The following is a 25,629-nucleotide window of genomic DNA, read 5'->3' as shown; positions in this document are numbered from 1 at the left end:
CCCCGCTAATGCGTTGCTTCGTTTTTCGTCAGTGCAGCGGACCCTGCCCGTGACGGATCTTCGCGGCGAATTGTCCGGCCGCTTGTTCAGGAATCGGGCTCGCGTGGATGTGCGCGATGCGCCACTCGCCGCGTTCGTGGATCATCACGTACGTCGCGAAAACCATGTCGGGTTCGGCCGTCAGGTCGGCCTGCTGATGCGCTTCGGCGATCGTATAGACGACCGTGCCGAGGCTGTCGTACACCCGGATGTCGAGCGGCTCGATCGTGACCGGGCGCGTCGCGAGCCGGTTGGCGAGGCCGCTGCGGATCTGGTCGAGGCCGTGCAGATGCTCGCCGTCCGCCCAGACGCAGCTGGCGAAATCCTCGTCGATCCACAGCGCCAGCAGCGCGTCGAGATTGGCATCCGCGACGGCCTGGTAGTAGGCGTTCAGCGTATCGGCAGCAGCTTCGAACAGGCGGGCAAAACGTGGCATCGGGGTTGTCTCTCGCGCGCATCGCGCGCCGTATTCAGCACGGCGGCCCGGGTGGAGCCGCCGTACACCGGTGAATCGGATTGCCCGGCGCGCCGTGCGACGCTGCCGGTCAGGGTCAGCGCTGCCCGACGAGCATGCCGCGCAAATCGCCGAATACCTGCTCGGGACCGAGTTCGCGCAGGCACTTCAGGTGGCCGAGCGGGCACTCGCGTTCGAAGCAGGGACTGCATTCGAGATGTAACCATTGTACCTTCGCCAGGTCCGACAGCGGAGGGGTGTGGCGCGGATCGGTCGATCCGTACAACGCGACGAGCGGGCGGCGCAACGCGGCTGCGACGTGCATCAGCCCCGAATCGTTGGTGACGACCGCGTTCGCGCGCGCGATCAGCGCACATGCCTCGGACAACGACGTCTGCCCGCACAGGTTGCGCACGTTCGGCGCGTGGTCGGCGATCGCCTGCGCGGCGGCCGAATCCTTCGGCGAGCCGAGCGCGACGATCTGCGTATACGGGAACGACTGATGGACGATGGTCGCGAGCGACGCGAAGTGCTCGGGCGGCCAGCGCTTGGCCGGGCCGTATTCGGCGCCGGGGCAGAACACGACGAGCGGCTTGCGCGTATCGAGATTGAAACGTGCGGATACGCGCGCCGTCTCGTTCAGGTCGGCGTCCAGGCGCGGCGCGGGCAGGGTTTTCATCGACTCGGGCAGCTTCGCGCCCGGTGCGTACGCGAGCGCCGCGTAGTGGGTCGTCATCGGCGGCCGCTCGCCCGACTTGTCGGGGTTCGCGTGCCGCACGTTCAGCAGCCCGTAGCGGTGCTCGCCCGTATAGCCGATGCGCAGCGGGACGTTCGCGAGCCACGGGATCACCGCGGATTTCAGCGAATTCGGCAGCACGTACGCCGCGTCGTAGCCGACGTCGCGCAGGTCGCTCGCAAGCTGCCAGCGGCGCAGCAGCTGCAGCTTGCCGTGCGCGAGATCGGTCGCGTAGACATCGTGGATCTCGGGCATCCGTTCGAGCACGGGCGCGACCCACGAGGGTGCGACGGCATCGATCGCGATGCGGGGATGGAGCTTTTTCAGCAGCGCAAAAAGCGGCTGCGCCATCAATGCGTCACCGATCCAGTTCGGTGCGATAACCAGCGCTCGACGCATCAGGTCGACTTCCGATGTCGTAATGAAGCACGGCGCACGGGCGCCGCGTTCGGGTTGCCAGAATGGGGAAGGGCGGCGCGCCGGGATTTCCGGTTGCGCCGCCTTGCGGGTCGGCGGGCCCTCGGGCCCGGCCGCCGGGCTCAGTGGCCCTTGACGACCTCGCCGTCGCGCAGCTTGTAGCGCGTGCCGCAGTACGGGCAGCGCGCCTCGCCGTGCGATACGTCGATGAAGACGCGCGGGTGCGCATTCCAGCGCGTCATGGCCGGGTTCGGGCAGTAGGCGGGAAGATCCTTGGCCGTCAGCTCGACCAGCGGCATTTCCTTGATTTCGCTCATGAGACTTTCTCTTATCACTCTTGTGTGGGGCGGTCGGTGGCGCGGCGCGCTCAGACCTTCGTCAGCCAGTGCGCGTACTTCGCGTTCTTGCCCGACACGATATCGAAAAACGCCGACTGGAGCTTTTCCGTGACGGGGCCGCGCGCGCCGCTGCCGATCGTGCGGTTGTCGAGCTCGCGGATCGGCGTGACTTCGGCGGCCGTGCCGGTGAAGAACGCTTCGTCGGCCGTGTAGACCTCGTCGCGCGTGATGCGCTTCTCGATGACTTCGATGCCGGCGTCCTTCGCGAGGGTGATGACCGTGTCGCGCGTGATGCCGTCGAGGCACGACGACAGGTCGGGCGTGTACAGCTTGCCGTTGTTCACGAGGAAGAAGTTCTCGCCGGAGCCTTCCGACACGTAGCCGTCGACGTCGAGCAGCAGCGCTTCGTCGTAGCCGTCGGCCGTCGCTTCCTGGTTCGCGAGGATCGAGTTCACGTACCAGCCCGACGCCTTCGCGCGCACCATCGACACGTTCACGTGGTGACGCGTGAACGACGACGTCTTCACGCGGATGCCCTTCGCGAGGCCGTCCTCGCCGAGATACGCGCCCCACGGCCACGCGGCGATCGCGACGTGGACGGTATTGCCCTTCGCGGCCACGCCGAGCTTTTCCGAGCCGACCCAGATGATCGGGCGCAGGTAGCACGATTCGAGGTGGTTCTCGCGCACGACCGCGAGTTGCGCGGCTTCGAGCGTTTCGCGATCGAACGGCACGTCCATCTGGAAGATCTTCGCCGAATTCAGCAGACGTTTGGTGTGCTCGCGCAGGCGGAAGATCGCGGTGCCGCCGTCGGCCGTCCGGTACGCGCGCACGCCCTCGAAGACGCCCATGCCGTAGTGCAGCGTGTGGGTCAGGACGTGGATCTTGGCGTCGCGCCAGTCGATCAGCTTGCCGTCCATCCAGATCTTGCCGTCGCGGTCGGCCATTGACATAGGATTCTCCTGGAAGCGGTGAGGTGCTGCGGGTGGTGTGCAGCGTTGAACCGGAAAGACGCTTATTTTAGCGTCATTTGGGGGCGATCCGGTCGGGCGCCACGGGGCCGGCGCTATAATCGTCCGGTACCGATTCCAATAACGATGGGTCGCACCGGCAGGAGGCGCCGGCGTCCCGACGAACCGCCCGCTGCGGCCCGCTTTCCGATGCTCGCTCGATTGTCCGCCACCGACCGCTTCGCGCTGATCCAGGGCGCGCGCGACTATTCCCCGACATTGATGGCGATCCTGTCCTGGGGGCTCGTCACCGGCGTCGCGATGAGCAAGTCCGTGATGACGCTCGGGCAGGCGAGCGCGATGTCGCTGTTCGTCTACGCGGGCTCGTCGCAGCTCGCGGTGCTGCCGCTCCTCGCGGCGAAACTGCCGATCTGGACGGTCCTGCTCACGGCCGCGATGGTCAACCTGCGCTTCGTGATCTTCAGCGCGGGGCTTGCGCCCCATTTTTCCTACCTGCCGCTGTGGCGGCGCCTCGCGATCGGCTATTTCAACGGCGACGTGATCTATCTGCTATTCCAGAAACAGGGCTTCGCTTACGGCCGCGTGCCGGGCAAGGAAGCGTATTTCTGGGGGATGGCGCTCGCGAGCTGGGCGTCTTGGCAGGTGTCGTCGCTCGCCGGCATCCTGCTCGCGAGCATCTTTCCCGCGAGCTGGGGGCTCGAGCTGGCCGGCACGCTCGCGCTGATCCCGATCATGGTGTCGGCGGTCGCGAACCGCTCGACGCTCGCGGCCGTCGCGGTCGCGGGCATCGTGTCGCTGATCGCGTTCGACCTGCCGTACCGGCTCGCGCTGCCGATCGCGGTGTTCGCCGCGCTCGCGGCCGGCTGCGCGGCCGATTTCTTCGTCGAACGCGCGGACTGGCGGCGCATCCGGACCGAGACCGTGCACGAAAAGGACATCGAATGAGCGCGACCGAGATCTGGATCGTCATCGTCGGGATGACGATCGTCACGGCCGTCACGCGCGCGCTGTTCCTGATCGGCGGCGAGCGCACCGTGCTCCCCGAACGCGCGCAGCGCGCGCTGCGCTACGCGCCGGCCGCCGCGCTGGTCGCCGTCGTGCTGCCCGACGTGCTCGAAACGCCGGCCGGGCTGTCGTTCGCGCTGTCGAACCACCCGTTCTACGCGGCGCTCGCCGGCCTCGGCTGGTTTTTGTGGCGGCGCAGCATGCTCGGCACGATCGTCGTCGGCATGCTCGTGTTCACCGCGCTGCGCCTGATTTTCTGAGGCGCCGCCGTTCCGGCCCGGGCAGGGCCGCCCGGCTGCGCGCGCGCATTGCTGCGCTGCGGCAATCCGGCCGTTCCGGCGCGCGATCCCAAATAGGCGGAATTCGCCGCCGCACGGGTCAGTCTGCCGGGTGGATCGGCTAGAATGCCCGTTCGAGATTTTTTACCCGTGCGCGTCTTGCGAACCGCCAGCCACGGCCGCATCCGGCGCCCTTTCGCGGCAGCCCGCGCACGTCCAGCGTGAACCCCCTTTCCCCATCCACTACTTCAATCTGTTCAACATGAGCCAAATCAAGCGTCTTACCGACCTGATCGCCGCCGGCCAGCTCGCCGGCAAGCGGGTGTTCATCCGCGCCGACCTGAACGTCCCGCAGGACGACCAGGGCAACATCACCGAGGACACGCGCGTGCGTGCGTCCGTGCCGGCCATCCAGGCCGCGCTCGACGCCGGCGCGGCCGTGATGGTCACGTCGCACCTCGGCCGTCCGACCGAAGGCGAATTCAAGCCGGACGACTCGCTCGCGCCGGTCGCGAAGCGTCTCGCCGAACTGCTCGGCCGCGACGTGCCGCTCGTGTCGAACTGGGTCGAGAACGGCGTGAACGTCGCGCCGGGCCAGGTCGTGCTGCTCGAGAACTGCCGCGTGAACAAGGGCGAAAAGAAGAATTCGGACGAGCTCGCGCAGAAGATGGCGAAGCTCTGCGACGTGTACGTGAACGACGCGTTCGGCACCGCGCACCGTGCGGAAGCGACCACCCACGGGATCGCGAAGTACGCGCCCGTCGCGTGCGCGGGCCCGCTGCTGGCCGCCGAACTCGACGCGCTCGGCAAGGCGCTCGGCAACCCGGCGCGCCCGCTGGTGGCGATCGTCGCCGGCTCGAAGGTGTCGACCAAGCTGACCATCCTGAAGTCGCTGGCCGGCAAGGTCGACCAGCTGATCGTCGGCGGCGGCATCGCGAACACGTTCATGCTCGCGGCCGGCCTGTCGATCGGCAAGTCGCTCGCGGAAGCCGATCTCGTCGCGGAAGCGAAGGCGATCATCGACGAAGCGCGCGAGCGCGGCGCATCGGTGCCGATCCCGACCGACGTCGTCACCGCCAAGGAATTCTCGCCGACGGCCGCGGCCACGGTGAAGCAGGTCGCCGACATCGAAGCGGACGACATGATCCTCGACATCGGCCCCGATACGGCCCGCGCGCTCGCGAGCCAGCTCGAGAAGGCCGGCACGATCGTGTGGAACGGCCCGGTCGGCGTGTTCGAATTCGACCAGTTCGGCAACGGCACCAGGACGCTCGCCGAAGCGATCGCCAAATCGTCCGCGTTCTCGATCGCGGGCGGCGGCGACACGCTCGCGGCCATCGCGAAGTACGGCATCCACGACCGGGTCAGCTACATCTCGACGGGCGGCGGCGCCTTCCTCGAGTTCCTCGAAGGGAAGAAGCTGCCGGCGGTGGAAGTGCTCGAAACGCGGGCGGCCTGAGCGTGGCGGCGCGCGCAGGGGTGACGAAGGCCGCGCGCTCCGCGAAAGCTGAGCAGCCGGCCGGCGCGGGCAAGCGCACACGCGCGCCCGCGCGGGCGAACACCGCCCCGCGCGCACCGGCGGCCGCCGGCGACGCGGCCGTGCAGCACCACGAGATTCAGAACAAAGCGATGCCGGGCGCCAGCACCGGCACGCTCCCCGGAACGGCGGCCGCTGGGCCTGCCGCTTCCGGCTCTCGCAGCGTTTCACCCAGCGCATCCACCTTGATCCAGATGAGGAGTTTCATGCAGCGCGCCACCAAGATAGTCGCCACGATCGGCCCGGCATCCAGTTCGCCGGAGATTCTGCTGCAGATGATGCAGGCGGGCCTCGACGTCGTGCGGCTCAATTTTTCGCACGGCACGGCCGACGATCACCGCCAGCGCGCCGAGATGGTGCGCGAGGCCGCCCGCAAGGTCGGCCGCGAGATCGCGATCATGGCCGACCTCCAGGGCCCGAAGATCCGCGTCGGCAAGTTCGAGAACGGCAAGACGACGCTCGTGCCGGGGCAGCCGTTCATCCTCGATGCGGGCTGCGAACTCGGCAACGACGAGCGCGTCGGCCTCGACTACAAGGAACTGCCGCGCGACCTGAAGCCGGGCGACCTGCTGCTGCTGAACGACGGCCTGATCGTGCTGACCGTCGAGCGCGTGCTCGGCGACGAGATCCACACGATCGTCAAGGTGGGCGGCGAGCTGTCGAACAACAAGGGGATCAACCGCCAGGGCGGCGGCCTGTCGGCGCCGGCGCTGACCGCGAAGGACATGGAGGACATCCGCACCGCGATGTCGCTCGGCGCGGATCTCGTCGCGGTGTCGTTCCCGAAGAACGCGACCGACATGGAAATGGCGCGTCAGCTCGCGAACATCGCGGGCGCGCCGTACGGCATCAAGCCGAAGATGATCGCGAAGATCGAGCGCGCGGAGGCGATTCCGGCGCTGCAGAGCATCCTCGACGCGTCCGACGGCATCATGGTCGCGCGCGGCGACCTCGCGGTGGAAGTGGGCAACGCGGCCGTGCCGGCGCTGCAGAAGCGGATGATCCGGATGGCGCGCGAGTCGAACAAGCTCGTGATCACCGCGACGCAGATGATGGAATCGATGATTTACGCGCCCGTGCCGACCCGCGCGGAAGTGTCGGACGTCGCGAACGCGGTGCTCGACGGCACCGACGCGGTGATGCTGTCGGCCGAGACGGCCGCCGGCAAGTATCCGGTCGTCACGATCGAGACGATGGCGGCCGTGTGCGTCGAGGCGGAGAAGTCGGAAGAAGTCGAGCTGGACAAGGATTTCCTCGATCGCACGTTCACGCGGATCGACCAGTCGATCGCGATGGGCGCGCTGTTCACCGCCTATCACCTGGGCGCGAAGGCGATCATCGCGCTGACCGAATCGGGCGCGACCGCGCTGTGGATGTCGCGTCACTACACGCACGTGCCGATCTTCGCGCTGACGCCGCGCGTCGGCAGCGAGCGCACGATGGCGCTGTACCGCAACGTGACGCCGCTGCACGTCGACTTCAACAGCGACCGCGATTCGGCACTGCAGGCGGCGCTCGAAATCGTCGTCAAGCAGGGCTACGTGCAGCACGGCGACATGGTCGTGCTGACCGTCGGCGAGCCGATGGGGCAGGCGGGCGGCACCAACACGCTGAAGATCGTGCGCGTGGGCGAGCACTATTGAGCGCCCGCTGAGCCGCATCGAGCCGGCCCGCGGGCCGGCAGCCCGGGTCGGTCGACATCGATCCGGCACCGTTTTTTGCGCAAAGCCGCGCGGGGTCCGAAGCCCCGCGCGGCTTTTTTTCTCCTTTTTGGCCCGATTGTGCCGTGCGAACGTAACAAATTGCGAGCGGGCGCCACCGGGCGGTCGGAATCGGAGGCGCTTCGCGATAAAATGCGGCTATTCGACGCTCAGCCGCGCCGCGCCGTCCCGGTTCAGAGGGGAGCGAGCGCCGCGCCGGCGTCAGGGCGCACCGGTTTTCATTCCAAGGAGTTCCACAATGCCTCTCGTATCAATGCGTCAATTGCTGGACCACGCGGCAGAGCACGGTTACGGCCTGCCGGCCTTCAACGTGAACAACCTGGAGCAGGTCCAGGCGATCATGGCGGCGGCGGATCAGGTCGGCGCGCCCGTGATCATGCAGGCATCGGCCGGCGCGCGTAAGTATGCGGGCGAGCCGTTCCTGCGCCACCTGATCGAAGCGGCGGTCGAATCGTATCCGCACATCCCGGTCGTGATGCACCAGGATCACGGCCAGTCGCCGGCGGTCTGCACGGCGGCGATCCGCAGCGGCTTCACGAGCGTGATGATGGACGGTTCGCTCGAAGCCGACGGCAAGACGGTCGCGTCGTACGAGTACAACGTCGACGTGTCGCGCAAGGTCGTCGAGATGGCGCACTCGATCGGCGTGACGGTCGAAGCCGAACTCGGCGTGCTCGGCTCGCTCGAGACGATGAAGGGCGACAAGGAAGACGGCCACGGCGCGGAAGGCACGATGACTCGCGAGCAGCTGCTGACCGATCCGGAGCAGGCCGCCGACTTCGTGAAGCTCACGCAGTGCGACGCGCTCGCGATCGCGATCGGCACGTCGCACGGCGCGTACAAGTTCTCGAAGAAGCCGACGGGCGACATCCTGTCGATCCAGCGCATCAAGGAAATCCACGCGCGCATTCCGAACACGCACCTGGTGATGCACGGTTCGTCGTCGGTGCCGCAGGAACTGCTGGCCGAGATCCGCGAATTCGGCGGCGACATGAAGGAAACCTACGGCGTGCCGGTCGAGGAAATCCAGGAAGGCATCAAGCACGGCGTGCGCAAGATCAACATCGACACCGACCTGCGTCTCGCGATCACCGGCGCGATCCGCCGCTACCTGTTCGAGAACCCGGGCAAGTTCGATCCGCGCGACTACCTGAAGCCCGCGCGCGAAGCCGCGAAGAAGGTGTGCGTCGACCGTTACCTCGCGTTCGGCTGCGAAGGGCAGGCCGGCAAGATCAAGCCGGTGTCGCTCGACAAGATCGCCGAGCAGTACAAGTCCGGCGCGCTCGCGCAGGTCGTGCGCTGAGACTGTAGTACGATTGCCCCGCCCGGTTCTGCCGCCGGGCACGGGCTGGCCGCCCGGGTGGCCGGATCCGATCCGGCCCCGGCAGCCGTTCCGTCCGGCCGAACGAGGGCCGGCCGGCAGCCGCCGGGCGTTGCGCCCGCCGGTTCGCCGACGTATTGCAAGACCGCCGTTCCCGCCTGCCGCGGGGAACGGCGTTTCCCTTTTTGTTTGGCTCCTTATCTGCGAAAAGACGATGTCTACCCTTTACGAATCCACGCTCCGCTCGCTGCCGCTCCTCGGTCGCGGCAAGGTTCGCGATAACTACGCGGTCGGCAACGACAAGCTCCTGATCGTCACGACCGATCGCCTGTCGGCCTTCGACGTGGTGATGGGCGAGCCGATTCCGAACAAGGGCCGCGTGCTGAACCAGATGGCGAACTTCTGGTTCGACAAGCTCGCGCACATCGTGCCGAACCACCTGACGGGCGACGCGCCGGAAGCGGTCGTCGCGGCCGACGAGGTCGAACAGGTGAAGGGCCGCGGCGTGGTCGTCAAGCGCCTCGAGCCGATCATGATCGAAGCGGTCGTGCGCGGCTACCTGGCCGGCAGCGGCTGGAAGGAATACCAGGCTTCGGGCGCCGTGTGCGGCGTGCAATTGCCGGCAGGCCTGCAGAACGCGCAGAAGCTGCCCGAGCCGATCTTCACGCCGGCCGCGAAGGCCGAGATGGGCGAGCACGACGAGAACATCACGTTCGAGGAAACCGAACGCCGCATCGGCACCGAGCTGGCCGCGACGATCCGCGACATCTCGATCCGCCTGTACAAGGAAGCGGCCGACTACGCGGCGACGCGCGGCATCATCATCGCCGACACGAAGTTCGAATTCGGCCTCGACAACCACGGCAAGCTGTACCTGATGGACGAAGTGCTGACCGCCGATTCGTCGCGCTTCTGGCCGGCCGACCAGTACGAAGTGGGCACGAACCCGCCGTCGTTCGACAAGCAGTTCGTGCGCGACTGGCTCGAGGCGCAGCCGTGGGGCAAGACCGCGCCGGCGCCGGCGCTGCCGGCCGACGTCGTCGAGAAGACGGCCGCGAAGTACCAGGAAGCGCTCGAGCGCATCACGGGCCAGTCGCTCGCCTGACAGAGGGAACGTACGAAATGAGTGAAGTCCAGACCGCCCACACGCACAGCGCGCCGCTCATCGGCGTGCTGATGGGCTCGAGTTCCGACTGGGACGTGATGAAGCATGCGGTCGCCATCCTGCAGGAATTCGGCGTGCCGTACGAAGCGAAGGTCGTGTCCGCGCACCGGATGCCCGACGAGATGTTCGACTATGCGGAGAAGGCGCGCGAGCGCGGGCTGCGCGCGATCATCGCGGGCGCCGGCGGCGCCGCCCACCTGCCCGGCATGCTGGCCGCGAAGACGACCGTGCCCGTGCTCGGCGTGCCGGTCGCGAGCAAGTACCTGAAGGGCGTCGATTCGCTGCACTCGATCGTGCAGATGCCGAAGGGCGTGCCGGTCGCGACGTTCGCGATCGGCGAGGCCGGCGCCGCGAATGCCGCGCTGTTCGCCGTGTCGATCCTGTCCGGCAACTCGGTCGACTACGCGAACCGGCTCGCCGCGTTCCGCGTGCGCCAGAACGAAGCCGCGCACGCGATGGTGCTGCCGCCGCTGGAATGACGGCATGGCGCGCGGCCGCACGCTGCGGCCGGCGCCGGATTTTCCTACTGCGGCGGGCATTTTTCGCGTGCCGCCGCGACCGACCACTGACATGACCGCAACTCCTGATTCCGTTTCCCCGATCCTGCCCGGCGCGTGGCTGGGCATGGTCGGCGGTGGCCAGCTCGGCCGCATGTTCTGCTTTGCCGCCCAGTCGATGGGCTATCGCGTCGCCGTGCTCGATCCCGATCCGACGAGCCCCGCCGGCGCGGTCGCCGATCGCCACCTGCGCGCGGCGTACGACGACGAAACCGCGCTCGCCGAACTGGCGGACCTCTGCGACGCCGTATCGACGGAGTTCGAGAACGTGCCGGCCGCGAGCCTCGATTTCCTCGCGCGCACGACGTTCGTCGCACCGGCCGGCCGCTGCGTCGCGGTCGCGCAGGATCGCATCGCGGAGAAGCGTTTCATCGAGGCGTCGGGCGTGCCGGTCGCGCCGCACGTCGTGATCGAATCGGCGGCGGCGCTCGCCGTGCTCGACGATGCGGCGCTCGACGCGGTGCTGCCGGGCATCCTGAAGACGGCCCGCCTCGGCTACGACGGCAAGGGCCAGGTGCGCGTCGCCACCGCGCAGGAAGCGCGCGACGCGCATGCCGCGCTCGGCGGCGTGCCGTGCGTGCTGGAGAAGCGCCTGCCGCTGAAATACGAAGTGTCGGCGCTGATCGCGCGCGGCGCGGACGGTCGCTCGGCCGCGTTCCCGCTCGCGCAGAACGTGCATCACAACGGTATCCTCGCGCTGACGGTCGTGCCGGCGCCGGCCGCCGACGCGGCGCGCGTCGAGGAAGCGCAGCAGGCGGCGATCCGGATCGCCGATACGCTCGGCTACGTCGGCGTGCTGTGCGTCGAATTCTTCGTGCTGGAAGACGGCTCGTTCGTCGCGAACGAAATGGCGCCGCGCCCGCACAACTCCGGCCACTACACGGTCGATGCGTGCGCAACGAGCCAGTTCGAGCAGCAGGTGCGCGCGATGACGCGCATGCCGCTCGGCAATCCGCGCCAGCATTCGCCGTCGGCGATGCTGAACATTCTCGGCGACGTGTGGTTTCCCAACGGTGCGGCGGCCGACGCCGTCACGCCGCCGTGGGACACGGTCGCCGCGATGCCGGCCGCGCACCTGCACCTGTACGGCAAGGAAGAAGCCCGCGTCGGCCGCAAGATGGGCCACGTGAACTTCACCGCCGAGACGCGCGACGAAGCCGTCGCCGCGGCCACCGCATGCGCGCAACTGCTGCGCGTGCCGCTCGACTGAGGCGCGCGCCGATGTCCATCGATCTCCCGAAGCACGTGACGCCCGCGCAGATCGACGCGGCCGCCGCGCTGCTCGACGCGGGCCAGCTCGTCGCGTTTCCGACCGAGACCGTCTACGGGCTCGGCGGCGACGCGGCGAACCCCGAGGCCGTCGCGCGCATCTATGCGGCGAAGGGGCGGCCCGCGAACCATCCGGTGATCGTGCATCTGCCGCCCGGCGGCGATCCGGGCTATTGGGCCGACGACCTGCCGGCCGACGCGCACTTGCTGATCGATGCGTTCTGGCCGGGGCCCCTCACGCTGATCCTGAAGCGCCACGCGCGCATTCCGGATGCCGTGAGCGGCGGGCAGGATTCGGTCGGGTTGCGTTGTCCGTCGCATCCGGTCGCGCAGGCGCTGCTGGCCGCGTTCAGCGCGCGGCGCGGCGGCCACGGCGGCGTGGCGGCGCCGTCCGCGAACCGGTTCGGCCACGTGAGCCCGACGACCGCGCAGCACGTGCGCGACGAATTCGGCGATACCGTGCACGTGCTCGACGGCGGCGCATCCGAAGTCGGCATCGAGTCGACCATCCTCGACCTGTCGCGCGGTTTCCCGGCGCTGCTGCGCCCGGGCCACGTGACGCCGCAACAGATCGCCGACGTGCTCGGCCGCGCGCCGAAGCTGCCGGACGGCAGCGATGCGACCGCGCCGCGCGCGTCGGGCACGCTGAAAGCGCATTACGCGCCGCGCACGCCGCTCGCGCTGCTGCCGTTCGACGCGCTCGAGCCGCTGCTCTCGGCCGCGCAAACCGACGGCGAGCGCGTCGCGCTCGTCGCCCGCGCGTCGCGGGCAGCGCACTGGGCGCAGGCCGACGGCGTGCATTTCGTCGCGGCGCCGGAAGATCCGCAGGCCTATGCACGCGACCTGTACGGGATGCTGCGGGCGCTCGATCGCGCGCAGGTCGCGCGCATCCTCGTCGAGAAGCTGCCCGAGACCGTCGAATGGATCGCGGTCAACGATCGCCTCGGCCGCGCGGCGGCCGCGTTCGAAGCGCGCGACTGACGCAGTCTTCGCCTTCCGCTCGACAATGAAAAAACGCCTGACCGGCGCGAACCGATCAGGCGTTTTCGTTTGAGCGCGGGGCCGGCGGCTTACTTGCCGACGCCGGATTTCGCGATCTGCTGTTCGACGTACTGCGCGAACAGCGCATGCAGGCGCGTGGTCGGGTGGACCGTGTCGGCGAACATGTAGGTCTGGTCCGCGTTCGCGACCGTGTAGGTCTGCGGCGAGCAGAACAGCGACGAGCCGAACGCGGTCGCGTTCGCGACGCCGTACTGCGTCGCGGCCTGGACCATCGCCTTCAGGTTGCAGGCCGTATCGGTGTTCTTCACACTGAAGCCGTTCGCCTGGTAGTTGGCCGCGATGCCATCCTGCCACGTGAACGAATCGACCACCGCGACCTTCGTCGTGTCGACCTTCAGCGCGGCCAGCGTGCCGGCCAGCGTCTGGTTGAAGAGGCCCGACAGTTGCGTGAACGCGGCCTGCGTGCCGCCCTGCAGCGCGAGCGGCGTGCCGCCGATGTCCGGCACGTTCGCGACGAACACGTGCGTGGCGCCCGCCGCGACGATCTGCTGGACGATCCCGCCGAGCTGCTGCGCGGCCAGGCCGATCGCCTGCGCCGCCGCGAGCTGCGCCGCCGGCGTATTGCCTTGCGCCTGCGCGACCTGGGCCTGGTAGAAGATGTCGTTCGCGCCGCCGTTGATCAGCACGATCTGGCCGGCGTTGAAGCTGCCGTGCTGCGTCAGGTACTGCTTGACCTGATCGGCGATCGGCGTGGTGGTGGCCTGCGCGTAGTCGGGGTTCGGCACGCTGGCGTCCGCATGGCCGATGCCCGGCTGCAGCGTCACGCGCGAGCCGCCCTGCGCGTAGCCGAGGCCGCCGGTGGCCTGCAGCGGGATGCCGAAGCCGCCCTGGTTCGCGGGCTGCAGCGTGTCGCCGTAGTACTGCGCGACGTTCTGCGTCCATACCTGGCCCGGGTTGGTCGTGAAGCGGCCGCCGCCGAAGCCGAGCTTGATCTGCGAGTAGGTGCCGACGTCGGACAGGCTGTCGCCGAACGACACGATCTGCATTTTCACGCCCGACGGCGGCGTGTTCGACGCGCTGCTGCCGTTGTTGTCGTCGCCGCCGCCGCATGCGGCGAGCAGCGCGAGCGCGGCGCCGGCGATCGCGACCTGCGCGGTGCGCAGCATGCGCTGACGCGTGCGGGAAAGTGCGTGTTGTTGTGTCTGCATCGTTCTATCTCCTCGTAGATATGGCCCTGATGTGTTTCTCATCTGCCGCGTGCCTGCTCGGTTCCGGGCTGCGCGGCGGCCGTTGGCTGAAACGGTTTATCGGTCGCGCGCAGCCGCTTGCGGCACGGTGCGCGGATCCTGGTTCGCGGCCTCGGCAATCTGCGCATGATAAGCGCTCGCCCATTCGGGCGGGCCGAAAATCGCGCGCAGCTTGTTGCGCCATCCGCCGACGCGCCACGCGTCGGACGCCATCGCGACCCACTCGTGGAACGTCGCGACGAGCGGGTTGTTCGAGCCGAGTCGCTCGACGATCCCATACTGCGGCGGATCGTCGGGCGTTTCGTCGACATAGCTGCCGAACAGGCGATCCCAGATCACCAGGACCCCTGCGTAATTGCGGTCGATGTAGCGCGGGTTGCGCGCATGGTGCGCGCGGTGGATCGACGGCGTGTTCAGCACGTATTCGAGCCAGCCGAGCTTGCCGATCGCCTGCGTATGCACGAAGAACTGGAACGCCAGGTTGATCAGCACGATGCCGACGACCTGTTGCGGCGGGAAGCCCGCGAACGCAAGCGGCAGCCAGAACAGCCACATGCCCGCGACCGGGTACATCAGGCTCTGGCGGAACGCGGTCGAGAAATTCATCCGCTCGGACGAGTGGTGCACGACGTGCGCGGCCCACAGCCAGCGCACGCGATGGCTCGCGCGATGGAACACGTAGTAGAGGAAGTCCTGCGCGACGAACAGCACCGCGAACGACAGCCAGCCGTCATGCCACGTGTAAAGACGATAGTGCCGGTAGCAGTACGCATAGACGGGAATCACCAACAGCCATGCGAGCTTGTCGGCGCCCTGGTGCATCAGCGCGAGCGCTGCGTTGCACAGCGTGTCGCGCCACGCATAGATGCGGTCCTGCGCACGGGTGCGGGCGAGGTGCCTGGCCTCCCACGCGATGCAGAGCAGGAAGACGGGCGCCAGCGCGAGCAGAAGCAATTCGACGTCGAATCGCATGGGCGAGTGTCTCCTTCGTTCCCCTGCAGCCATGAGGCCGGGCGTGTGGCCCGTTGTAGATATCGGTCAGGCCAACAGCCTACGCAATCGTCACGCGCTAGGCGAGGGGGCAGCGTAGAGGGTTCCCTCTGAGGACAGGGTTTCTACGGAATCCCTACTGCACGGGGCCGGGCGGTGCGGCCCCGTTTTGCGGACGCGGCGCGCGCGGGGCGTCGCGCGACGGTGGCGGGGGCGTTTCAAACCGCGCAGCGCGAAATTTCGCGGGCGACGCGGTGCGGGGGGCGCGGGCCGCCGTGTCGCGGCGGCCCGCTGCACGGTGCGCCGATCGTCAGTGCGCGCCCGCGTAGATCCATTCGAGCAGCGTGTCGTGCGCGGCGCGTGCGCCTTCCGCGCGATCGTCGTTGATGAAGCTGACGACGACGTAGCTCTGGCCGTCCGCGCCGGCGACGTAGCCGGCGATCGCGCGCACGTCGCGCAGCGTGCCGGTCTTGATGTGCGCGTTGCCGAGCACGCCGGCGTTGGTGAGGCGGTTCTTCATCGTGCCGTCGATGCCGGCGATCGGCAGCGAATCGACGAACGCCTGCGCGACGGGGCTCGCGTTCGCGGCTTGCAGCAGCGCGGCGAGCGACAGCGCGCTCACGTGCTCTTCGCGCGACAGCCCCGAGCCGTTCTCGAGCACGAGGTCGGGCATCGCGATGCCGTTCTTCTGCAGGAACGCCTGGATCACGCGGCTCGACTGCTCGGGCGTCGCGGGCGGCTTGCCGCTGACCGCGCCGATCGTCAGGAACAGGTTGCGCGCCATCACGTTGTTGCTGAACTTGTTGATGTCGTAGACGATGCTGCCGAGCACCGGGCTGTGATGCACGGCGAGCGGCCGCGCGGTGGTCGGCACCTTGCCTTCGCTCACCGGCCCCGCGATCGTGCCGCCGTCCTGCTGCCACAGCGCGAGAAAGCCGCGCGCGAAGAACGTCGTGTGATCGAGGATCGCGAGGTTGGTCGTGTGCGCGCCGCAGCGCAGCGGATAGTCGCCGGCGAACGACGCGGTCATGATCCCGCCGCCGGCCGTCAGCGTCGGGCGCGCGGCCGCGGCCGCCGCGCTGCACGAGCCCGGGCCTTCGACGAGCTGGTTGTCGATCGACAGGTCCGCGAGCGGCGGCAGCACGTCGACGGCGACCTTGCCGTCTTCGCCCGGCGTGACCGTGAACGACACGGCCTTGAATGCATACAGCAGCGGGTCGGGGCCGACGTTGTACGGCGCGCTCGCATCGTCGTCGAACGAAGGCAGGTCGCGCGTCGATGCCGCGAAATAGCTCTTGTCGAGCACGAGGCCGCCCGCCACGCGCTTGACGCCCGCCTTGCGCAGCTTGTCGACGAGGTCGATCAACTCTTCGGGCACGAGCTTCGGATCGCCGGTGCCCTTGATGTACAGGTTGCCCTGCAGCGTGCCGTCGGGGTCGATCGTGCCGTCCGTGTACGCGGTCGTGCGCCAGCGGTAGTCGGGGCCGAGGATCGACAGGCCCGAGAAGGTCGTCACGAGTTTCATCGTCGAGGCCGGCAGCATCGGCCGGCTCGCATTCCATGCGATCAGCGGTTGCGGATCGCCGACGCGCTCGACCACGACGCTCATCGCCGATGCCGGCACCTTCGCGCGCTGCAGCGCGACGAGCACCGATGCAGGCAGGCCGGCCGCGCGCGCGGCGGGCGACACGATGGCGGTCTTGCGCGCTTCCTTGTGGGATTTCTTGCGGGCCTGCGCGGGCGGCGCGAACGCGAGGGCGGTGCAGGTGGCGACGACGGCGGCCGCTCGCAGGCAGACGTGGGCGCGAGGGGCGAACCGGGCGGAAAGATCGGAAATCGGCATGGGCGAATACGGGAAAAGCGGGGGCTCGGGCAGGGCGCGCGGGGGCGCCGAAGCGCACATTGTAGAGACAAGTCGCGGCCCGCCCCTTGCAATCCGCCTTACTGTTGCATTGCAGGGTGCCGCGCACGCGATTCGCGGCGCTACAATGGTCGCCGTGTTTGACTCGCCCCATGGATGCGTGGCCCGATGCGGATTCTGCTTGTCGAAGATGATCGAATGATTGCCGAGGGCGTGCGCAAGGCGCTGCGCTCGGACGGTTTTGCGGTCGACTGGGTGCAGGACGGCGACGCCGCGCTGACGGCGCTCGGCGGCGAGACGTACGATCTGCTGCTGCTCGATCTCGGGCTGCCGAAGCGCGACGGCATCGACGTGCTGCGCACGCTGCGCGGGCGCGGGCTGGCGCTGCCGGTGCTGATCGTCACCGCGCGCGACGCGGTCGCCGATCGCGTGAAGGGGCTCGACGCGGGCGCCGACGATTACCTCGTCAAGCCGTTCGATCTCGACGAGCTGGGCGCGCGGATGCGTGCGCTGATTCGCCGCCAGGCCGGGCGCAGCGAGTCGCTGATCCGCCACGGCGCGTTGACGCTCGACCCGGCTTCGCACCAGGTGACGCTCGACGGCGCGCCCGTCGCGCTGTCCGCGCGCGAGTTCGCGCTGCTCGAGGCGCTGCTCGCGCGGCCGGGCGCGGTGCTGTCGAAGAGCCAGCTCGAGGAGAAGATGTACGGCTGGGGCGAGGAGATCGGCAGCAACACGGTCGAGGTCTACATCCACGCGCTGCGCAAGAAGCTCGGCTCGGACCTGATCCGCAACGTGCGCGGGCTCGGCTACATGGTCGTCAAGGAAAGCTGACGCGTGCGGTCGATTCGTCATCAATTGCTGATCTGGCTGCTCGCGATCGTCGTCGCGGGCGTGTGCATGGCGGGCTGGCTCATCTATCGGCAGGCGCTCGCCGAGGCGAACGAGCTGTTCGACTACCAGTTGCAGGAAATCGCCGCGGCGCTGCCGTCGGAGCCGTTCTCGCAGGTGTTCGGCTCGCGCACCAACGGCGACGAAGGCATCGTGATCCAGATCTGGAACCGCAACGGCGTGCTGATGTATTTCTCGCATCCGCGCGCGCCGATCGCGCCGCGCGCGGAGCTCGGCTTCTCGACCGAGCGCACCGACCGCGGCGAATGGCGCGTGTACGGCGCGATCGTCGGCGACAACGTCGTGCAGCTCGCGCAGCCGCTGTCGGTGCGCAACCGGCTGGCGGCGAACGTCGCGCTGCGCACGCTGTGGCCGCTGATCGTGCTGCTGCCGTTCCTCGGCGCGGCCGTGTGGGGGATCGTCGGGCGCGGGCTCGCGCCGCTCGGCCGCGTGACGCGCGCGGTCGAGGCGCGCCGGCCGGAAGCGCTCGATCCGCTGCCCGACGGCCGGCTGCCGCTCGAGGTGCAGCCGCTCGTGCGGGCGCTGAACGGGTTGCTCGCGCGATTGTCGTCGGCGCTCGACACGCAGAAGGCGTTCGTCGCCGACGCCGCGCACGAATTGCGCACGCCGCTCGCGGCCGTGCAGATCCAGGCGCAGCTCGTCGCGCGCGCGAAGGACGATGCGTCGCGCCGCGAGGCGATCGCGGATCTCCAGGACGGCGTGTCGCGCGCGACGCGTCTCACCGAGCAGCTGCTCGCGCTCGCACGCGCGGAGCCGGACGGCGCGACGATGCGCGAACCGGTCGACCTGCAGGCGCTGCTCGCCGAATGCGTGGCCGCGCATGCGCCGCTCGCGCAGCGGCACGACATCGATCTCGGCTTCGAGGAAACGCGCGCGGCGAGCGTCGTCGCGGACGTCGGCGCGCTGCGCGTGATGTTCGGCAACCTGCTCGACAACGCGGTGAAGTACACGCCGGACGGCGGCCGCATCGACGTATCGCTGACGCGCGACGCGGCCGGCCGCGCATGCGTGCAGATCGCCGACAGCGGGCCGGGCATTCCGGCCGACGAGCGCGAGCGCGTGTTCGACCGCTTCTATCGCGACAGCACGGCGCGCGCGCGCACCGACGTGTCGGGCAGCGGGCTCGGGCTCGCGATCGTCAAGCGCGTGGCGGCGCAGCAGGGCGCGACGGTGTCGCTCGGCGATGCGGCCGCGGGCGGCCTGCTCGTCAGCGTGGTGTTCCGCGATGCCGAGATGCCGGCCCAGGCGCCGCAGCCTTCCGAATCCGTCTGAATGGGGCGGCCCGGCCCGGCGCCGGAAGCCGCTTAAGCCCGGCTTAAGGCTGATTAAGCCTCCTTTAAGTCAGGGTCGTTACGCTGCGTCCTAACAACGAGGAGGTCCTACGATGAATACCCGATTCCTTGCACGCGGCACCGTCGCGGTCGCCGTGGCGGCCGCCCTGTCGGCAGGCTATTTCGCCGGTACCCGCCGCGCCGATCCGCAGATCATCACGCCCGCGCAGGCCGCCATGATGCCGGCCGAAGCCGCCGCCAAGACCGGCATTCCCGATTTTTCGGGGCTCGTCGAAACGTACGGCCCGGCGGTCGTGAACATCAGCGCGAAGCATGTCGTGAAGCAGGTGTCGCGGCGCATACCGCAGCAGCAACTGCCGATCGATCCGAGCGACCCGTTCTACCAGTTCTTCAAGCACTTCTACGGCCAGGTGCCGGGCATGGGCGGCGACGCGCAGCCGGACGACCAGCCGAGCGCGAGCCTCGGGTCGGGCTTCATCGTCAGCTCGGACGGGTACATCCTCACCAATGCGCACGTGATCGACGGCGCGAACGTCGTCACGGTCAAGCTGACCGACAAGCGCGAATACAAGGCGAAGGTCGTCGGCTCCGACAAGCAGTCCGACGTCGCCGTGCTGAAGATCGATGCGAGCGGCCTGCCGACCGTGAAGATCGGCGATCCGGCGCAGAGCAAGGTCGGCCAGTGGGTCGTCGCGATCGGCTCGCCGTACGGCTTCGACAACACGGTCACGTCGGGCATCATCAGCGCGAAGTCGCGCGCGCTGCCGGACGAGAACTACACGCCGTTCATCCAGACCGACGTGCCGGTGAACCCCGGCAACTCGGGCGGCCCGCTGTTCAACCTGCAGGGCGAGGTGATCGGCATCAACTCGATGATCTACTCGCAGACGGGCGGTTTCCAGGGCCTGTCGTTCGCGATCCCGATCAACGAGGCGATCAAGGTGAAGGACGAACTCGTGAAGACGGGCCACGTGAGCCGCGGCCGTCTCGGCGTCGCCGTGCAGGGGCTGAACCAGACGCTCGCGAGCTCGTTCGGGCTGCAGAAGCCGGACGGCGCGCTCGTCAGCTCGGTGGACGCCAACGGTCCGGCCGCGAAGGCCGGCCTGCAGCCGGGCGACGTGATCCTGTCGGTCAACGGTTCGCCGGTCGCCGATTCGACGTCGCTGCCCGCGCAGATCGCGAACCTGAAGCCGGGTTCGACGGCCGAGCTGCAGATCTGGCGCGACAAGTCGAAGAAGTCGATCAGCGTGACGCTCGGCGCGATGACCGATGCGAAGCTCGCGTCGAACGACGGCGGGCCGGTCGAGCAGGGCCGCCTGGGTGTCGCGGTGCGGCCGCTGTCGCCGCAGGAGCGCAATGCGGACAACCTGTCGCACGGGCTGATCGTGCAGCAGGCCGGCGGCCCGGCCGCCAACGCGGGCATCCAGCCCGGCGACGTGATCCTCGCGGTGAACGGCCGCCCGGTCACGAGCCCCGAGCAATTGCGCGACGCGGTGAAGGGCGCGGGCAACAGTCTTGCTCTGCTGATCCAGCGCGATAATGCACAGATCTTCGTGCCGGTCGACCTGAGCTGACCGGCCACGGCCGACGGCCGGCCTGGCCGGCCGCGGCGGGCGCGGCCGCTGCTCGAACGCGTGACGCTGCGCCCCGTATGTGTTCCGACCCCAAGGAGAGAGCCATGCAATATCTACGCAACGTGTCCCGATTTGCCGTCGCCGCGGCGCTGGCCGCCGGCCTCGCAGCCGGTGCGACCGGCGCGTACGCGCAGTCCGACGGCTTGCCCGCCGCGCGCCAGCAGGGCGACGTCACCTTCGTGTCCGGCGGCGTCGGGCAGGACGAGTCGACGGCGTTCCAGCGCAGCGAGGCGCAGTGGCCGCTCGCGCTGCGCTTTACCGGCAAGGGCGGCGAGTTCCTGGCCGACGTCCACGTCCGGATCGTCGACGGCAAGGGCGCCGAAGTGCTGAAGACCGACGCGCGCGGCCCGTACATGCTCGTGAAGGTGCCGCCGGGGCGCTATACGGTGCATGCGTCGTACCAGGGCAGCGACGAATCGCGCGCCGTCACGGTCGGCGCGAAGGGCGGCACGAAGGCCGCGTTCCAGTGGAGTGCGCAGTAGCCGCTCGCGCGGCCCGGGCTCCCGGCGCGCAATCGGACGAAGTTTCGCCCATAATGAAAGCCACGGCATGCGTGCCGTGGCTTTTTCGTTTCCTGCCCGGCCTGGCGGCCGCCCGAAGGAGAAACGATGTCCGATGCAGCCGACCCCCGACTCGAAATCGTGCCGAACCGTCATCGCGTGCGCGTGATCCATCGCGGCATCACCTATGCCGATTCGCACGGCGCGTTGACCGTGCGTGAAGCGGGGCTTCCGGACATCCACTACCTGCCGCGCAGCGACGTCAACATGCGCCGGCTCGTGAAGTCGGGCGTGACGTCGGCCTGCCCGTTCAGGGGGCAGGCCGTGCATTTCGACTTGCAGACGGAAGACGGCGTGATCGAGAACGCCGCATGGAGTTATGAAGAACCGAAGGAGGCGGCCGCCGTGCTTGCGCACTACGTCGCCTTCGATGTCGCACGGGTCGACAGTCTTGTCGAGACGTCCTGATGCGGCGCGCGTTCATCGGGGAGGCGTCATGGAATTGAACGACACGTTACGCGTACCGCTTGCGCCGCCTGTCGTGCGGGAAGCGCTGGAGGATCTCGCGCTGCTGCGGGCGAGCTTCGACCATTGCGAATCGTTCGTGAAACTCGCGCACGGCGAGTTCGCGCTGACGATCACGGTGCCGCTCGGCCCGCTGCGCGCCCGCTACGACGTGCGCGCGCATGTGGCCGCCGAGCAGGGCGACGCGCAAGGGCAGTCGCGCCGCGTGCTCAACTTCAAGGCGCGCGCCGACGGCCTGGGCGCGCTGCGCGGCCAGGTCGAACTCGTACTGACGCCGGATGACGACGCGACCGCCACGCGAATCGAGTACGTGATCTGGGCGACGGCGAGCGGGCCGCTCGCCGAGTTGCCGGGGCGGCAGATCGACAATGCGCTGCGCGAATGGACCGACACGTTCTTCCGCGAGTTCTGCGCGGTCGTGCAGACGAAGCACGGCCTCGTGCCGAATCGCGCGAGCGCCGCCGCGCAGCGACGCCAGCATGTGTTTCTGCGGCCGGCATCGCTGATGGCCGCGACGAAGCGTTCGCTGCCGCCGCATCTCGGCGGCGCGCTGAGCGGACGGGCGGCGAGCGCGCTCCGGCATCGCGATTCCGGCACGGTGCCGGTGTGGGCCTGGGCGGCGATGATCGTGTTCGTCGCGCTGCTGCTTTACGCGGCGCGCTGGTTCAACGGCGGCTGAGCGGCCGAGCAGCCGCCCGGTTCCGTATCACGGCCTGCCTTGCGCCCGCACGGCGGGCATCACCGTCCTGCGTCGGCACCGGCGCCGGCGCCGCGAAATTCCCTTCGATACGCAGACGGCGACGTGCCGAGCGCGCCCGCGAAATGCTGGCGCAGCGACACGCTCGAGCCGTAGCCGGCCGCCTGCGCGATCGCGTCGATCGATTGTCCGGTGGTTTCGAGCAGATGCTGCGCGCGCGCGAGCCGCTCGGCCTGCAGCCACGCGGTGACGGTCGTGCCCGTGGCCTGGCGGAAGTGGCGCGTGAACGTGCGCCGGCTCATCAGCACGCGTTCAGCGAGCGAATCGACGCTGTGCGCGGCGTCGAGATGGGCGCGCACCCAATCGAGCAGGCCAGCGAGCCGCGCATCGCGCGGATGCGCCGCGACGGGCTGCGGCACGTATTGGGCCTGCCCGCCCTGGCGGTGCGGCGGGATCACGAGGCGGCGCGCGATCCGGTTCGCGGCGTCCGAGCCGAAGCGCTGCCGCACGACGTGCAGGCAGCAGTCGAGGCCTGCCGCCGTGCCGGCCGACGTCACCAGGTTGCCGTCGCCCACGTACAGCACGTCGGGATCGAGTCGCACGCGCGGAAAGCGCTGCGCGAAATCATCGGCCCACGCCCAGTGCGTGGTGGCCGGGCGGCCGTCGAGCAGGCCGGCCGCGGCGAGCACGTAGGCGCCGAGGCACAGGCCGACGAGCTCGGCCCCGCGCGCGGCGACCGCGTGCACGGCATCGAGCAGCGCGTCGGGCGGCATTTCGTCCGGGTCGCGCCAGGAAGGCACGATGACGATGTCCGCGTCGTCGAGCGCGTCGAGCCCGTACGGCGCGGTGATCGTGAAGCCGCCCGTGGTCGCGAGCGGGCCGCGCTCGGCCGAGCAGACGCGGAACTCGAACACGGGCGACGCGGCCGCGTCGCGTTCCTTGCCGAACACGACCGACGGCACCGACAGATGGAACGGGCTGATGCCGTCGTACGCGATCACGGCGACGACGGTCGGCGCGGAGGGCGCGGGCGGGGTGGACGCGGCGGCGGGCATGGCGGACTCCGGCAAGGCGATGGCCCGATTCTATCGAAGAATGGCTATTGGGCCACTATCGACGTGCAGCATGCGGCCCGACAATGCATCGCATCGCGCTGCTGGCCGCCCCGCTCCGGGGCGGGGCAGCGCCTCCCGCCCCGGAGCCCGCCATGTCGAACGCCGTCCCTCATCCCGCTTCCCGTCCCGCCAACCGCCGCGCACTGATCGTGATCGACGTGCAGAACGAATACGTGACGGGCAACTTGCCGATCGAATATCCGCCGCTCGACGTGTCGCTCGCGAACATCGGCCGGGCGATCGACGCCGCGCAAGCGGCCGGCGTGCCGGTGATCGTGGTGCAGCACGTCGCGCCGGCGGGCGCGCCGATTTTCGCGCCCGGCAGCGACGGCGTCGCGCTGCACGCTGTGGTCGCCAGCCGGCCGTACGCGCATCGGATCGAGAAGGCGCAGGCAAGCTCGTTCGCCGGCACCGATCTCGCCGCGTGGCTCGACGCGCACGGGATCGACACGCTCGCGGTGGCCGGCTACATGACCCACAACTGCAATGCGTCGACGGTCTATCACGCGGCGCATGCGGGGCTGAAGGTCGAGTACCTGAACGACGCGACGGGCACGCTGCCTTACGAGAACGAAGCGGGTGCGGTGAGCGCCGAAGAAATCCACCGCGCGTATGGGGTGGTGTTCCAGTCGAATTTCGCGGCAGTGATGTCGACCGACGCGTGGATCGCGGGACTGGCCGGCGCGCCGATGCCGGCGCGCGATTCGGTGGCCGCGTCGAACCGGCGGGCCCGCGCGCGGCGCGCGAAGGCGGCCTGATCCGGCACGGCGATGCGGCGTGTGGTGTGCCGCGCCGTCAGCCGCCGTCCTTCAGCATCGCCGGGCTGTAGCGCAGCATGTCGAAGCAGCCGTCGACGAGCTTTTCCGCATGCTGCTCGGCGTCGATCTCGTCGGGCAGCATCAGCATGTCGCGCACGAAGCCGCTGACGAGCGTGTGCAGCATCAGCGTCGCGCGCCACGTATCGAGCCGCTCGGGCAGCAGCTTGAGCCCCACGGCGACCGCGAGATCGGCGTCGATCATGTGCAGCGCCTCGCTCATCCCCTCGCGGTTGCGCTGCAGCAGCGGCTCCATGTCCGCGACGTACTCGCACTTCATGAACAGGATGCTGAACACGCGCCGCAGCTGCGGGTCGCGCTGCACGCCGAGCAGGCACCAGATCAGGATCTGGCGCACCTTCTCGAGCGGATTGCCGCCCGGCGCGTCGGGCGGCATCCGCTTCAGTTCGTCGATCGGCAGGAGCACGCGGTTGAACATCGCATCGAACAGTTCGCTCTTGTTCGCGAAATGCCAGTAGATCGCGCCGCGCGTCACGCCGGCGTGCTTGGCGATGTCGGCGAGCGACGTATGCGACACGCCTTTCTCGAAAAACACGTGTTCGGCGGCGTCGAGAATGCGATTGCGCGTCTCGAGCGCCTCCTCCTTGGTACGTCTGACCATGTGCAGGCCTGATGGAATCGATCGTCGGTGAATATGGGGTCCGCCACCCCTCGTCGCCGTCGGACAGACGGGCTATGCTTGCCGCGGGTAACAATTCGTAAGACTGGACAGCTGGCGGCGTACAAACGGGCTTTTTACATACATTCGTGAATGTATATACAATACCACCCTACGATCGAATGACCCAAGTGGCAATCAGTTAATATCCCACTCTGCTGATTCCCGCCCTAGTACCAGTCCGCAGTTCGCGGCATCCCCGTCGGCACGGAGGTCTCGTGCCGACGTGCTGTATCTGGCAGTCCAGTAATTCAGGTGTTCGATCTGCGCCGCGAGGCGCATCCGTGTTGCGCTCCGGTCGGGCGCGGCACTCATTCCATTGGTTATACACAGAGGTCGCTCCATGCGCGTCGAACGGGTTCCATACCGCTTAATCACTGTCGCGACGGCCGCCGTTTTCCTGGCCGCGTGCGGGAAAAAAGAATCGGCACCGCCGCCGCAAACGCCGGAAGTCGGCGTCGTCACCGTCCAGCCGCAAGCCGTACCGGTCTTCACCGACCTGCCGGGCCGCACCAGTGCATTCCTCGTCGCGCAAGTGCGCGCACGGGTCGACGG

Annotated in this window: 26 protein-coding genes and 1 pseudogene; 17 read left to right on the top strand and 10 right to left on the bottom strand. The window is 68.8% G+C overall.

Features of this window, described 5'->3' with window-relative positions; genetic code table 11:
* Positions 1 to 28: 28 nt before the first annotated feature.
* From QZM72_RS27535 to QZM72_RS27520, 4 genes are all read right to left on the bottom strand, one after another.
* Positions 29 to 475 (bottom strand): nuclear transport factor 2 family protein, encoded by a 447-nt coding sequence (locus QZM72_RS27535; RefSeq protein ID WP_034178922.1) that lies wholly within the window; start codon positions 473 to 475, stop codon positions 29 to 31.
* A gap of 115 nt (positions 476 to 590) precedes the next feature.
* Positions 591 to 1,628, bottom strand: coding sequence for a lipopolysaccharide heptosyltransferase II (gene waaF / locus QZM72_RS27530; protein ID WP_089468351.1), 1,038 nt, complete (start codon positions 1,626 to 1,628; stop codon positions 591 to 593).
* A gap of 140 nt (positions 1,629 to 1,768) precedes the next feature.
* Positions 1,769 to 1,963 (bottom strand): zinc-finger domain-containing protein, encoded by a 195-nt coding sequence (locus QZM72_RS27525; RefSeq protein WP_006482499.1) that lies wholly within the window; start codon positions 1,961 to 1,963, stop codon positions 1,769 to 1,771.
* 50 nt (positions 1,964 to 2,013) lie between these two features.
* Positions 2,014 to 2,937, bottom strand: a complete 924-nt coding sequence (locus tag QZM72_RS27520; RefSeq protein ID WP_089468350.1) for a branched-chain amino acid transaminase — start codon at positions 2,935 to 2,937, stop codon at positions 2,014 to 2,016.
* A 207-nt stretch (positions 2,938 to 3,144) separates the two neighbouring features.
* Between QZM72_RS27520 and QZM72_RS27515 the strand changes: the two genes are divergently transcribed.
* From QZM72_RS27515 to QZM72_RS27505, 3 genes are all read left to right on the top strand, one after another.
* Positions 3,145 to 3,900: an AzlC family ABC transporter permease gene (locus tag QZM72_RS27515; protein WP_089468349.1), complete on the top strand. Its 756-nt coding sequence runs from the start codon at positions 3,145 to 3,147 to the stop codon at positions 3,898 to 3,900.
* Positions 3,897 to 4,220: an AzlD domain-containing protein gene (locus QZM72_RS27510; protein ID WP_006477942.1), complete on the top strand. Its 324-nt coding sequence runs from the start codon at positions 3,897 to 3,899 to the stop codon at positions 4,218 to 4,220. Before QZM72_RS27515 ends, QZM72_RS27510 begins: the two co-directional genes overlap by 4 nt.
* A gap of 280 nt (positions 4,221 to 4,500) precedes the next feature.
* The gene (locus tag QZM72_RS27505) at positions 4,501 to 5,697 is read left to right on the top strand and encodes a phosphoglycerate kinase (RefSeq protein WP_301739681.1); all 1,197 of its coding nucleotides are present in this window, start codon (positions 4,501 to 4,503) and stop codon (positions 5,695 to 5,697) included.
* 157 nt (positions 5,698 to 5,854) lie between these two features.
* Here QZM72_RS27505 and QZM72_RS27500 read toward each other — a convergent pair whose 3' ends face one another.
* Positions 5,855 to 5,983, bottom strand: a complete 129-nt coding sequence (locus tag QZM72_RS27500; RefSeq protein ID WP_256979671.1) for a hypothetical protein — start codon at positions 5,981 to 5,983, stop codon at positions 5,855 to 5,857.
* On the opposite strand from QZM72_RS27500, the gene pyk reads away from it, so the two are divergent.
* From pyk to QZM72_RS27470, 6 genes are all read left to right on the top strand, one after another.
* The gene (gene pyk, locus QZM72_RS27495) at positions 5,982 to 7,418 is read left to right on the top strand and encodes a pyruvate kinase (RefSeq protein WP_050014704.1); all 1,437 of its coding nucleotides are present in this window, start codon (positions 5,982 to 5,984) and stop codon (positions 7,416 to 7,418) included. The genes QZM72_RS27500 and pyk overlap by 2 nt on opposite strands.
* Positions 7,419 to 7,734: 316 nt before the next feature.
* Positions 7,735 to 8,799: a class II fructose-bisphosphate aldolase gene (gene fba / locus QZM72_RS27490; protein ID WP_006481730.1), complete on the top strand. Its 1,065-nt coding sequence runs from the start codon at positions 7,735 to 7,737 to the stop codon at positions 8,797 to 8,799.
* Between the two features lie 232 nt (positions 8,800 to 9,031).
* A complete protein-coding gene (locus QZM72_RS27485; RefSeq protein ID WP_089468347.1) occupies positions 9,032 to 9,922 on the top strand; it encodes a phosphoribosylaminoimidazolesuccinocarboxamide synthase in 891 nt (296 codons plus the stop codon).
* A gap of 17 nt (positions 9,923 to 9,939) precedes the next feature.
* Complete coding sequence (gene purE / locus QZM72_RS27480; protein ID WP_050014544.1) at positions 9,940 to 10,461, top strand: 5-(carboxyamino)imidazole ribonucleotide mutase; 522 nt, start codon at positions 9,940 to 9,942, stop codon at positions 10,459 to 10,461.
* Positions 10,462 to 10,552: 91 nt separating this feature from the next.
* Positions 10,553 to 11,749 carry a 5-(carboxyamino)imidazole ribonucleotide synthase gene (locus QZM72_RS27475; protein WP_089468346.1) on the top strand — a complete coding sequence of 399 codons (1,197 nt, stop codon included), beginning with the start codon at positions 10,553 to 10,555 and terminating at the stop codon, positions 11,747 to 11,749.
* A gap of 11 nt (positions 11,750 to 11,760) precedes the next feature.
* Positions 11,761 to 12,789: an L-threonylcarbamoyladenylate synthase gene (locus tag QZM72_RS27470; RefSeq protein WP_089468345.1), complete on the top strand. Its 1,029-nt coding sequence runs from the start codon at positions 11,761 to 11,763 to the stop codon at positions 12,787 to 12,789.
* Between the two features lie 89 nt (positions 12,790 to 12,878).
* On the opposite strand, the gene QZM72_RS27465 is transcribed toward QZM72_RS27470, so the two are convergent.
* The 3 genes from QZM72_RS27465 to dacB form a co-directional block, all read right to left on the bottom strand.
* On the bottom strand, positions 12,879 to 14,018 hold the full coding sequence (locus QZM72_RS27465; protein WP_089468344.1) for an SGNH/GDSL hydrolase family protein: 1,140 nt from the start codon (positions 14,016 to 14,018) through the stop codon (positions 12,879 to 12,881).
* A gap of 96 nt (positions 14,019 to 14,114) precedes the next feature.
* Entirely contained in the window at positions 14,115 to 15,029 is a 915-nt protein-coding gene (locus tag QZM72_RS27460; protein ID WP_301739680.1) for a sterol desaturase family protein, read from the bottom strand.
* Between the two features lie 328 nt (positions 15,030 to 15,357).
* Positions 15,358 to 16,890 carry a D-alanyl-D-alanine carboxypeptidase/D-alanyl-D-alanine-endopeptidase gene (gene dacB / locus QZM72_RS27455; RefSeq protein WP_301739679.1) on the bottom strand — a complete coding sequence of 511 codons (1,533 nt, stop codon included), beginning with the start codon at positions 16,888 to 16,890 and terminating at the stop codon, positions 15,358 to 15,360.
* A 186-nt stretch (positions 16,891 to 17,076) separates the two neighbouring features.
* Between dacB and QZM72_RS27450 the strand changes: the two genes are divergently transcribed.
* The 6 genes from QZM72_RS27450 (at position 17,077) to QZM72_RS27425 (ending at position 22,447) form a co-directional block, all read left to right on the top strand.
* Complete coding sequence (locus QZM72_RS27450; protein WP_006481728.1) at positions 17,077 to 17,739, top strand: response regulator; 663 nt, start codon at positions 17,077 to 17,079, stop codon at positions 17,737 to 17,739.
* A 3-nt stretch (positions 17,740 to 17,742) separates the two neighbouring features.
* Positions 17,743 to 19,089 carry an ATP-binding protein gene (locus QZM72_RS27445; RefSeq protein ID WP_089468341.1) on the top strand — a complete coding sequence of 449 codons (1,347 nt, stop codon included), beginning with the start codon at positions 17,743 to 17,745 and terminating at the stop codon, positions 19,087 to 19,089.
* Between the two features lie 112 nt (positions 19,090 to 19,201).
* Entirely contained in the window at positions 19,202 to 20,683 is a 1,482-nt protein-coding gene (locus QZM72_RS27440; RefSeq protein WP_301739678.1) for a DegQ family serine endoprotease, read from the top strand.
* Positions 20,684 to 20,787: 104 nt separating this feature from the next.
* A complete protein-coding gene (locus tag QZM72_RS27435; protein WP_089468339.1) occupies positions 20,788 to 21,225 on the top strand; it encodes a carboxypeptidase-like regulatory domain-containing protein in 438 nt (145 codons plus the stop codon).
* Positions 21,226 to 21,351: 126 nt separating this feature from the next.
* Entirely contained in the window at positions 21,352 to 21,711 is a 360-nt protein-coding gene (locus QZM72_RS27430; RefSeq protein WP_089468338.1) for a DUF427 domain-containing protein, read from the top strand.
* A gap of 28 nt (positions 21,712 to 21,739) precedes the next feature.
* Positions 21,740 to 22,447 (top strand): CoxG family protein, encoded by a 708-nt coding sequence (locus QZM72_RS27425; protein WP_089468337.1) that lies wholly within the window; start codon positions 21,740 to 21,742, stop codon positions 22,445 to 22,447.
* 59 nt (positions 22,448 to 22,506) lie between these two features.
* Here the strand turns inward: QZM72_RS27425 and QZM72_RS27420 are convergent, their stop codons facing one another.
* A complete protein-coding gene (locus QZM72_RS27420; RefSeq protein WP_089468336.1) occupies positions 22,507 to 23,520 on the bottom strand; it encodes a helix-turn-helix domain-containing protein in 1,014 nt (337 codons plus the stop codon).
* Positions 23,521 to 23,672: 152 nt separating this feature from the next.
* On the opposite strand from QZM72_RS27420, the gene QZM72_RS27415 reads away from it, so the two are divergent.
* On the top strand, positions 23,673 to 24,338 hold the full coding sequence (locus tag QZM72_RS27415) for a cysteine hydrolase family protein (protein ID WP_089468788.1): 666 nt from the start codon (positions 23,673 to 23,675) through the stop codon (positions 24,336 to 24,338).
* A 37-nt stretch (positions 24,339 to 24,375) separates the two neighbouring features.
* Here the strand turns inward: QZM72_RS27415 and QZM72_RS27410 are convergent, their stop codons facing one another.
* Positions 24,376 to 25,017 carry a TetR family transcriptional regulator gene (locus tag QZM72_RS27410; RefSeq protein WP_089468335.1) on the bottom strand — a complete coding sequence of 214 codons (642 nt, stop codon included), beginning with the start codon at positions 25,015 to 25,017 and terminating at the stop codon, positions 24,376 to 24,378.
* 400 nt (positions 25,018 to 25,417) lie between these two features.
* On the opposite strand from QZM72_RS27410, the pseudogene QZM72_RS27405 reads away from it, so the two are divergent.
* Positions 25,418 to 25,629, top strand: a pseudogene (locus QZM72_RS27405) (efflux transporter periplasmic adaptor subunit); the annotation flags it as partial.

The sequence above is a fragment of the Burkholderia sp. AU45388 genome, assembly GCF_030481585.1.
Taxonomy (GTDB): domain Bacteria; phylum Pseudomonadota; class Gammaproteobacteria; order Burkholderiales; family Burkholderiaceae; genus Burkholderia; species Burkholderia sola.
Note: the sequence above shows the minus strand (reverse complement) of the source record. Positions and strands in the feature narration are given on the sequence as shown.

Excerpts from the sequence above, each read along its gene's own strand:
- QZM72_RS27535 (WP_034178922.1), bottom strand. The coding sequence starts at position 475 with ATGCCACGTTTTGCCCGCCTGTTCGAAGCTGCTGCCGATACGCTGAAC.
- waaF (WP_089468351.1), bottom strand. The coding sequence starts at position 1,628 with ATGCGTCGAGCGCTGGTTATCGCACCGAACTGGATCGGTGACGCATTG.
- QZM72_RS27525 (WP_006482499.1), bottom strand. The coding sequence starts at position 1,963 with ATGAGCGAAATCAAGGAAATGCCGCTGGTCGAGCTGACGGCCAAGGAT.
- QZM72_RS27520 (WP_089468350.1), bottom strand. The coding sequence starts at position 2,937 with ATGTCAATGGCCGACCGCGACGGCAAGATCTGGATGGACGGCAAGCTG.
- QZM72_RS27515 (WP_089468349.1), top strand. The coding sequence starts at position 3,145 with ATGCTCGCTCGATTGTCCGCCACCGACCGCTTCGCGCTGATCCAGGGC.
- QZM72_RS27510 (WP_006477942.1), top strand. The coding sequence starts at position 3,897 with ATGAGCGCGACCGAGATCTGGATCGTCATCGTCGGGATGACGATCGTC.
- QZM72_RS27505 (WP_301739681.1), top strand. The coding sequence starts at position 4,501 with ATGAGCCAAATCAAGCGTCTTACCGACCTGATCGCCGCCGGCCAGCTC.
- pyk (WP_050014704.1), top strand. The coding sequence starts at position 5,982 with ATGCAGCGCGCCACCAAGATAGTCGCCACGATCGGCCCGGCATCCAGT.
- QZM72_RS27500 (WP_256979671.1), bottom strand. The coding sequence starts at position 5,983 with ATGAAACTCCTCATCTGGATCAAGGTGGATGCGCTGGGTGAAACGCTG.
- fba (WP_006481730.1), top strand. The coding sequence starts at position 7,735 with ATGCCTCTCGTATCAATGCGTCAATTGCTGGACCACGCGGCAGAGCAC.
- QZM72_RS27485 (WP_089468347.1), top strand. The coding sequence starts at position 9,032 with ATGTCTACCCTTTACGAATCCACGCTCCGCTCGCTGCCGCTCCTCGGT.
- purE (WP_050014544.1), top strand. The coding sequence starts at position 9,940 with ATGAGTGAAGTCCAGACCGCCCACACGCACAGCGCGCCGCTCATCGGC.
- QZM72_RS27475 (WP_089468346.1), top strand. The coding sequence starts at position 10,553 with ATGACCGCAACTCCTGATTCCGTTTCCCCGATCCTGCCCGGCGCGTGG.
- QZM72_RS27470 (WP_089468345.1), top strand. The coding sequence starts at position 11,761 with ATGTCCATCGATCTCCCGAAGCACGTGACGCCCGCGCAGATCGACGCG.
- QZM72_RS27465 (WP_089468344.1), bottom strand. The coding sequence starts at position 14,018 with ATGCAGACACAACAACACGCACTTTCCCGCACGCGTCAGCGCATGCTG.
- QZM72_RS27460 (WP_301739680.1), bottom strand. The coding sequence starts at position 15,029 with ATGCGATTCGACGTCGAATTGCTTCTGCTCGCGCTGGCGCCCGTCTTC.
- dacB (WP_301739679.1), bottom strand. The coding sequence starts at position 16,890 with ATGCCGATTTCCGATCTTTCCGCCCGGTTCGCCCCTCGCGCCCACGTC.
- QZM72_RS27450 (WP_006481728.1), top strand. The coding sequence starts at position 17,077 with ATGCGGATTCTGCTTGTCGAAGATGATCGAATGATTGCCGAGGGCGTG.
- QZM72_RS27440 (WP_301739678.1), top strand. The coding sequence starts at position 19,202 with ATGAATACCCGATTCCTTGCACGCGGCACCGTCGCGGTCGCCGTGGCG.
- QZM72_RS27435 (WP_089468339.1), top strand. The coding sequence starts at position 20,788 with ATGCAATATCTACGCAACGTGTCCCGATTTGCCGTCGCCGCGGCGCTG.
- QZM72_RS27430 (WP_089468338.1), top strand. The coding sequence starts at position 21,352 with ATGTCCGATGCAGCCGACCCCCGACTCGAAATCGTGCCGAACCGTCAT.
- QZM72_RS27425 (WP_089468337.1), top strand. The coding sequence starts at position 21,740 with ATGGAATTGAACGACACGTTACGCGTACCGCTTGCGCCGCCTGTCGTG.
- QZM72_RS27420 (WP_089468336.1), bottom strand. The coding sequence starts at position 23,520 with ATGCCCGCCGCCGCGTCCACCCCGCCCGCGCCCTCCGCGCCGACCGTC.
- QZM72_RS27415 (WP_089468788.1), top strand. The coding sequence starts at position 23,673 with ATGTCGAACGCCGTCCCTCATCCCGCTTCCCGTCCCGCCAACCGCCGC.
- QZM72_RS27410 (WP_089468335.1), bottom strand. The coding sequence starts at position 25,017 with ATGGTCAGACGTACCAAGGAGGAGGCGCTCGAGACGCGCAATCGCATT.